A 7,943-nucleotide genomic window follows, 5' to 3' on the forward strand; every position below is an offset into this window, starting at 1 on the left:
CGGCGGCGGCGGCCTTGACGACGACGTCGGCGTGCAGATGGTCGGGTGTGGCCACGACGACCGCGTCGACCGTGCCCGAATCGATCAGCCGGTCGTAGTCATCGAAGACGGCGGGCCGGCCGCCGAACTCGCCGGCGAGCTTCTCGGCCCCCGCACGGGTTCCGCTGGTGATCGCCGTCACCTCGGCGTCCACCAAGGAATCGATCACCCGGGCGTTGCCCGTCCCCATGATTCCCGCGCCGACCACACCGACCCTGAGTTGTTGAGGCATTACTGAAGCTCCGCATTCCACTGTTGTTCGGCATTGTCAAGCGCGGTCTGAGCGTCGACGTCACCCTGCAAGAAGGCCCGGACCTGCTCGTCGAAGAGTTCCCCGAGCTGCGTGTCCTTGGATGTACCCAGGGCACCGTCCTCCAGGTCCGGAAGGGTCTCCACGATGATCTGGCGGGCCTCGTCCGTGGCCGTCTCGCCTTCGGTGTCGAAGAACGGGTCCTCCAGCGTCTCCTTCGTCGACGGGAAGATCGCCACGATCTTGCAGAACTCCAGCTGGTTCTCGGCGTTGGTCACGAATGTGAGCCAGTCCGCGGCTGTCCCCTTGTTGTCCGAGGCCGAGGGAATCGCGAAGGTCTGCTGACCCGCCAGCAGAAGTTTCCCCTCCGGTGTCCGTACGCCCGGAGTCACCGCCAGATCGCCATACACCTCCGGGGCGTTTTCCTCGGTACTGACCAGCCGGGTACCCGGTACGTTCGCGGTGAACCCAACCTTGCGGTTCTCGATATTCTCCGGCAGGTTCCGGATGTCCTTAGAGATGGCCCCGGGGGCGATGGCGCCGGAGTCATAGGCGGCCTTCCACCTGTCGAGAATCTGCGCCGTCTCCGGGGTGTTGAACGCAGCTTCGGTGCGCTCCTCGTTCAACATCTCCACGCCGTAGTAGGGCAGTACCAGGAAACCGGGAATCGAGTTCATACCCGGGATCTCTGCAGTCTCTTCCACTTCGGAGGCCAGCTCGAGCACCTCGTCGAAGGTGGTGGGCGGATTCGCGGCGTCGAAGCCGGTCCCCTCCATCGCCGACTCGCGGTAGATCGTTACCGGTGACCCACCGTTGTACCAGGGCAGCGCGGTCAGCTTGCCTTCTCTCTGCAGCGGTTCAACAAGCGATTCCTGGTATTCGCCAAGCTCCTCTTCGGTGAGGTAGTCGTTCAGATCCGCCAACGAGTCCTGGAACTGACCGAGGTCGGCGGAGGCGACGTTGACCAGGTCCGGAGGTTCGCCGGCGGCCATTGCCGCGAGCAGTTTCGTGGCGAGATCCTCGCCCGGGACATCCACCCATCTGATCGTGGTCTCGGGGTTCTCCTCCTCGTAGGAGTCGATCAGGTCCTGGATGTAGTCGGCGTAGTTGGCCTGCAGGTTGATGGTCCACCATTCGACCTCTCCGCCGAGTTCGGTCGAGTCGGGCTGGGAGGGCTCCTCCTCCGCATCAGCGCCGCTGATGCAGCCGGACGTGAGCAACGCCAGCCCGAGCGTCGAGGCGGCCAGTGTGCGCAATCTTCGAGCCGGCCGGAGGGTTGTGGGATCGGATCGCATGGTCTCTCCTGAACGAAAGGATGGTGTCGAAGCCACGGAGTTCGGCGCCGGTTGATGGTGGCGACCAGTTTCGGACATCCACTCCCTGGAGTCAATAGGAAATCGCAGACAGCCGACAGCAGACCTCCAGAACGTCGCGATGAGTGGACAAATGTCCATGTCACACAGATGAAACAATGAGATCGGAATGGGGGGTAGACGACAGCGAAAGGGTCTGCTTATAGTCGCTGCGATGTTTAGGACGCACTTTGCGTGGCTTACATATGACCTAATCTGACCCGCGATCACAGCCCGGAGGTGAGATGCCACAGCAGTCCGGAAGTGACGTACCAGAGCTGGCGCCCGTGGCCGATCAGACCACGCCGCATCCACCTCGGCAACGAATACGCACAGGCCCACCACGAGGCGGGAGCCCTGGCGTCCGCTCGCCGCGAGCTTCGCGCTGGCGCGCCCAGACGAACCATCCCGCCGTCTGGACTCCCTGGCTGTACATGCTCCCAGGGCTGGTCCTGTTCGCGGTGTTCTTCGTCTGGCCGGCCGTCCAGGCGCTGCAGCTCGCGTTCTACGAGTACGACGGGATTTCCGCGCCGGTCACGGTGGGCCTGGACAACTTCGATCGGATGCTCGACGATCCACGGTTCCACGAGGCGTTCGTCAACTCGTTCCTGTTCCTGTTCGGCATGATGCCACTCGCAGTCGCCGTACCGCTGCTGCTCGCGGTTCTGGTCAATCAGAAGATCCCCGGCATCCAGGCATTCCGGCTCGCCATCGTCATGCCCGTCGTCGTTTCCATGGTGGCCGTCGCCGTTACCTGGAAATACGTCCTCGACGCCCAGGGGGTGCTGAGCTGGCTGGTCACCAGCCTCGGCATCTCGGACGAGCCGACCGCCTGGCTCCTGAGCAGCGATTGGGCGCTGCCCTGCCTGATCGTGATCGAGGGCTGGAAGAGCATGGGGATCTACATGATGATCTATCTTGCTGGCCTTCAGGCCATTCCGGTCGACCTCTACGAGGCCGCGCAGATCGACGGCGCCGGCATCTGGCACCGGCTGACCAAGATCACCGTTCCGCTGATGATCCCGTACGTGGCGGTGACGTCGACGATGGCCATGCTCGACGCGATGCAGGTCTTCACCTCGGTCTACGTGATGACCAGAGGCGGGCCCCAAGACAGCACCATGACCTTGGGCTACTACGTGTGGTCCAAGGCGTTCGAAGACTACGAGTTCGGCTACGCCAGCGCGATCGCGCTCGTCCTCTGGGCCGTCATGATCATCCTGGCCGTGGTCAACTACCAGCTCACGAAGGAGCGCCGATGACGGTCGGAACCCGCCGACGCCGCGCGTCGACACTCACGGGCAACTACCTACTGCTCCTCGTCCTGGCAGTCATCTTCGTCGGGCCGTTCATCGTGCTAGTGGCGTCGTCCTTGAAGCCCGCCACGCAGGACGTCTTCTCATTTCCGCCGGATCTCATACCGCGCCCGCCGGTCCTGGACTGGTTCATCCGCGCGTGGACCGTCATCGATTTCCCGCGCTATCTGCTCAACTCGGTGATCTACGTCGGTGTGATGGTGCCCGCGTACCTGGCCGTCTCCGCGCTGACGGCCTACCCGCTGGCCCGGATGAGGTTCCGGTTCCGCACGGTGATCTTCTTCCTGTTCCTGTCCACCATGTTCCTGCCGGGCGAGCTGATGCTGATCCCGCGGTTCCTGGTGGTCTCCGAGCTCGGGCTGGCCGATACCTACGCCGGTGTCATGCTGCCCGGCCTGCTCTCCGCAATCGGTATCTTCCTGCTGCGCCAGACCTTCGCCGGGGTGCCGCAGGAGCTCGACGACGCCGCGCGCATCGACGGCTGCAAGGAGTGGGGCGTGTTCTGGCACGTGATGCTGCCGGCGGCCAAGCCGGCCCTCGCCGTGCTGGCCATCTTCGGCTTCATCTCGGTGTGGAACAGCTTCATCTGGCCGCTAGTGGTGCTCAAGGACACCAGTAAGTACCCGATCGCGCTCGGAATCTCCTACCTCACCGGCGTGACCGGCACCGACGTCCGTTCCGTCGCGGCCGGCACGGTGATCTCACTGATCCCCGTCCTGATCTTCTTCATCGTGATGCAGCGTCACATCCTCGAAGGGATGAAGGGCGCCGTGAAGGGGTGATCGGCCACCGCGCTCCACTCCCCCATCCCCGAATCCCAGATCGCCTCTGATCCTTTCCACTCACCCCAGGAGGACTAGCGATGACCAGCAATCCCAGCCTCGGACGCCGACGGCTGCTCCAGGCCGGCGCCGCGCTCGGCCTCGGCGTCGCCGGCGGACTGGCGAGCGTCACACCCGCACGCGCCGAATCCCGGGACTATGCGCTACGCGCCACGTACGACTGGGCCGAGGCGTACTTCACCGAGCACGGCGAGGCCCAGCCCGACCGGCCGAACGAGTTCCGTGGCTCGCTCGCCTGGGGCCAGTCCTACATCCTGCGGTCCTACCTGGCCATGTACGAGGCGTTCCGCGATGAACGGTACCTGGATCTGCTCTGCCGCAACGTCGACGCCATCCTCAGCATCCGGGACAGCGAACGCGGCGTGACGGACTGGCGCGGTGAGTCGCTACCGGTCTGGCGTGGTTGGGCACCGTACACCGCCGGTGACGTCGACATCCCCGGAACGAACGGAACTCCGGTGCTGCGGCTGCGCACCGCCCAGTCGTACGCCGACGGAGTGACCGCCGACGTCACACACGAGTCCGAGGATCGGTTCACGGTCACTATGACCGACACGCGGATCGACCGCTCCGACACGTTCACCGATCTCACGATGGACGCCACCAGCCCGGACTTCGCGGTGACGCGGATCCACGACGCGAACCCGACCGCGACCCGCGCCACCGCCGTCGATCTCAGATCCGACAACTCACCGGCCATGCCTGAGCCGGGCAGCTACACCATGGCCTCCCACTACGTGACGTTCTCCGTGCACACCGGGATGATCGTCGCGCCGATCGCCGAGTTCTGCCACCTCGTCCGGAAGAACCCACGGCTGATGCGGCGCTACGGCGCGAAAGCCGCCAAATACCTGCGCGCCGTCCGTGATGCCGTCGCCGTCCATGATCACGAGTGGCGACAGAACGATCAGGGCGAGGGCTGGTACGTCTGGGAGAAGGGCACGCCGCTGGCGTTCGACGGCTGCGAGATGCCACACAACCAGTTCCTGGCGCTGGCCACCGCACAGGCCTACCTGGCCGCGCTGGTCGACGACGGCCCGTACCGCGAACACGCGGTCAGGATGCTGACCACCTTCCGCAATGACCTGCAGGTACAGGACGACAGCTACGTGTGGAAGTACTGGTGGACGAAGGGTCACGTCCACAACGGCTACTCGCAGGCCGACGACGTCTCCGAATGGACGCCCGCGTACAACGGCGCCCGGCAGATCGAGGACGGATCGCACGGTGCGATCAGTATCGAAGCAGCGCTCGCGGGCTACCGTCTGGGGTTGGTGTTTGACGAGACCGACATGCGCCGGTTCGCCGCCACCTACACCGACAACCTCATGCACTACGACGACGACGGCGAGGCCCACGTCTGGTACCGGGTCGACGGAACAGCCAACCTCGGGCTGCAGGACCTGCAGGCGCCGCGATGGGCGAACCTCGCGAGCTGGGACGAGCGGATCTTCACTCATGCCCGGGAGATCTTCAACCGCGAGCAGCCGGAGCCGCTCTTCGGCTCCTACCTGCTGAGCACCGCGTTCTTGGCGGCGCACAACCGGGAGTAGCCCTGAGAACGCCTTGACGTCGATCCCGCTCGCGCGCTTCAGTACAAGGATGACCGCGGTGGAGTCCTACGTTGAGCGTCCGCCATTGCCGGGATTGGCGGGGGTGGTGCGGACGGTCTGGATCCAGCGCACCGGTGAGGCGCCGTACGTGCAACGGCATCTGCCGACGGGCGGGGTCGAGATCCACTTTCCGATCGGTGGCCGCGCACAGCTGGTCGGTCCGCTGACCGGTCCGGAGATTGAGGTCATTCCGGCGCACACGGCCATCGTGGGAGTGCGGTTCCATCCAGGGACCGCGCCGCCCCTTCCAACGGTCCTCGACGATCTGGTGGACCTGCGCCTGGGTCTGGTGGAGTTGTGGGGAAGCTCGGGCGAAGGCCTCGTGGAGGCGATGGCCCGCGCCGGGACGCCCGAGCGGGCGCTCGCGCTCTTGCAGATCCACCTCCTGCGGGAGTTTCGACGTGCGGTCCGTGTCGATCCGCTGGTGGGCGAAGCCGTGAAAGCCCTGATGCCATGGCACCAGGTCAACATCGACACCCTGGCCACCCACCTGGCACTCTCCGCGAGCCAACTGCGCCGCCGCTGCCTGCATGCAGTTGGTGTGAGTCCCAAGGTCCTCCAGCGCACGTTGCGTTTTCAGGGCTTCCTCGCGCTGGCTCAGGCAGGTGTTGTGTCCACCGGCCGGCGTGGTGCGGACGGCATGGCAGGGCTGGCGGTTGACGTGGGGTACGCCGACCAAGCACACCTCAGCCGAGAATGCCTCCGCCTGACTGGCCTGACCCCACACCAGCTCCTCGGCGGCGACATCGACCGGTGCGCCTGTGGACATGAGCACTCCGCCTCCTACAAGCCCTTCCTCGCTACCCGCAGCAGGCCGCGACTACAAGTCTGACCCTGCGCGATTCGTTCAAGACACGTCGTCGCGCGTCTCATAGTTTCGATCTCGTGACCGACCTGGCCGAGCTCGGCAGCTCACTCGACGGCGAGTCGTTCAGCCCTGATTCGTCGGGCTACGACGCGATCTGCCGCCCAGTCAACGTCGCCTACCGGACGGTGCGTCCCCGGCTCGTGGTTCTGTGCCGCTCGGTCTCGGACGTCGTCGCCACTATGACGTACGCGACGGCTACTGGGGACCGCATCGCCCCTCGTGGCGGGGGGCACTGTTTCGCGGGCCGATCGTCGACGGACGGGATCGTGCTCGACATGTCTGGCCTCGATGGCATCTCCGTGGCAGATGACCGGGTGGCCACGATCGGAGCCGGCGCCCGCTTAGGACAGGTATACACGGCGCTACACGCCTACGGACGGACATTGCCGGCCGGGTGCGGTCCCACCGTCGGCATCGCAGGCCTCACCCTGGGCGGCGGGATCGGCCTGCTTGGGCGCAAACACGGCCTGACCTGCGATCGCCTCGTCGGTGCACAGGTCGTGCTCCCCAACGGAAGCGTCGTGGATTGCGACCACGACCATGAGCCGGACTTGTTCTGGGGTCTGCGCGGCGCGGGCGGCGGCCAGTTCGGAGTGGTCACGTCACTGCGGTTCGACACCGTCGACGATCCGATGACAACCCGCATCGAGGCGCACTGGTCGGACATCGCTCTGGAGGACCTGGTCGTCGCCTGGCAAGCCTGGTCCCCGGACGCTCCGGACGATCTCACCGTCAACCTCACCCTTGTGTCTGAGCCCGGCGCACCTGTCCAAGCCACCCTCTTCGGTGCCTCCACCCTCGAGAAAGGATCGACCCGGGAGCTGCTGCAGGAACTCATCGATCAGGCGGGCATGGCCCCGGAGATCGAATTGTGCGCCGACATGCCCTACCACCACCTGAAGGACACCTTCGCCGAGCTGGACCCGCGAGATCTGCCCGAACGAGCCCTGCGGATCCGGTCGGAGTTCTTCTCCCACGCGATATCTGACCGCACGCTCGCGTCGCTCCTGACCCAGCTCAGCGACCCAAGGACCAGGGGCCGACGGCAGCTCACGTTCGCCGCGATGGGCGGGGCCTACAACAGGGTCGCCGAGGACGCCACCGCGTTCGCACATCGCAGCGAGCGCTTTCTGCTCGAGCACCTCGCCGACGCGGCCGACCCGTGGGTCGACGGTTCATGGGCGACCGCCCACGCCGACGGGTCGGGGCGTGTCTACCCCAACTTCCCCGACCCCGAGCTCGACGACTGGGCCGTGGCGTACCACGCGGGTAACTATCCCCGGCTGGCCGCGGTCAAGAACGCCTACGACCCGCACCGATTGTTCGACTTCCCCCAAGCCATCTAAGCAACACCGAACTCAGCAGTGAAGGAGAGAGACATGAGCAAGGTTCTCAGCGCCCACGCAGTCTCGGTCGATGGCTACATCAGCGGTCGCACCCCTGACGGCGAGGAGGAGTTCGGACGCGGTCTCGGTGACGCGCCCATGCTTTTCGACTGGTACTTCAACGGGGACACGCCGAGCCAGGTGTTCGACGGGTTCAAGCTCAGCGAGCCCAGCGCCCGGTTCTTCGACGCCCTCGCCGAACGCGACGGAGCGGCGGTCGCGGGGCGCACCACCTACGAGCACTCCAGCCACTTCGGCGGCGGCAGCCCACACCCGAC

General features: G+C 65.6%; 7 protein-coding genes and 1 pseudogene. 6 read left to right on the top strand and 2 right to left on the bottom strand.

All coding sequences use genetic code 11. The features are described 5' to 3' along the window. On the bottom strand, nt 1-271 hold a 271-nt coding region (locus tag ELR45_RS39445; RefSeq protein ID WP_205857453.1), incomplete at its 3' end, for a Gfo/Idh/MocA family oxidoreductase. After that, nucleotides 271-1,584, bottom strand: a complete 1,314-nt coding sequence (locus tag ELR45_RS28610) for an ABC transporter substrate-binding protein (RefSeq protein ID WP_165368192.1) — start codon at nt 1,582-1,584, stop codon at nt 271-273. The genes ELR45_RS39445 and ELR45_RS28610, both read right to left, overlap by 1 nt. Nucleotides 1,585-2,075: 491 nt before the next feature. Between ELR45_RS28610 and ELR45_RS28615 the strand changes: the two genes are divergently transcribed. The 6 genes and pseudogenes from ELR45_RS28615 to ELR45_RS39450 form a co-directional block, all read left to right on the top strand. Beyond that, on the top strand, nt 2,076-2,903 hold the full coding sequence (locus tag ELR45_RS28615; RefSeq protein ID WP_205857454.1) for a carbohydrate ABC transporter permease: 828 nt from the start codon (nt 2,076-2,078) through the stop codon (nt 2,901-2,903). Then, nucleotides 2,900-3,739, top strand: coding sequence for a carbohydrate ABC transporter permease (locus ELR45_RS28620; protein ID WP_129669347.1), 840 nt, complete (start codon nt 2,900-2,902; stop codon nt 3,737-3,739). The genes ELR45_RS28615 and ELR45_RS28620 overlap by 4 nt, the downstream gene beginning before the upstream one ends. A gap of 80 nt (nt 3,740-3,819) precedes the next feature. Continuing rightward, the gene (locus tag ELR45_RS28625; protein WP_129669348.1) at nt 3,820-5,352 is read left to right on the top strand and encodes a hypothetical protein; all 1,533 of its coding nucleotides are present in this window, start codon (nt 3,820-3,822) and stop codon (nt 5,350-5,352) included. Between the two features lie 49 nt (nt 5,353-5,401). Continuing rightward, nucleotides 5,402-6,244 carry a helix-turn-helix domain-containing protein gene (locus ELR45_RS28630; protein WP_129669349.1) on the top strand — a complete coding sequence of 281 codons (843 nt, stop codon included), beginning with the start codon at nt 5,402-5,404 and terminating at the stop codon, nt 6,242-6,244. Nucleotides 6,245-6,297: 53 nt separating this feature from the next. Next, a complete protein-coding gene (locus ELR45_RS28635; protein WP_129669350.1) occupies nt 6,298-7,626 on the top strand; it encodes an FAD-binding oxidoreductase in 1,329 nt (442 codons plus the stop codon). Between the two features lie 33 nt (nt 7,627-7,659). Then, a pseudogene (locus ELR45_RS39450) lies at nt 7,660-7,943 on the top strand (dihydrofolate reductase family protein); the annotation flags it as partial.

The organism is Phytoactinopolyspora endophytica (genome assembly GCF_004138495.1).
In the GTDB taxonomy this organism is placed as follows: domain Bacteria; phylum Actinomycetota; class Actinomycetes; order Jiangellales; family Jiangellaceae; genus Phytoactinopolyspora; species Phytoactinopolyspora endophytica.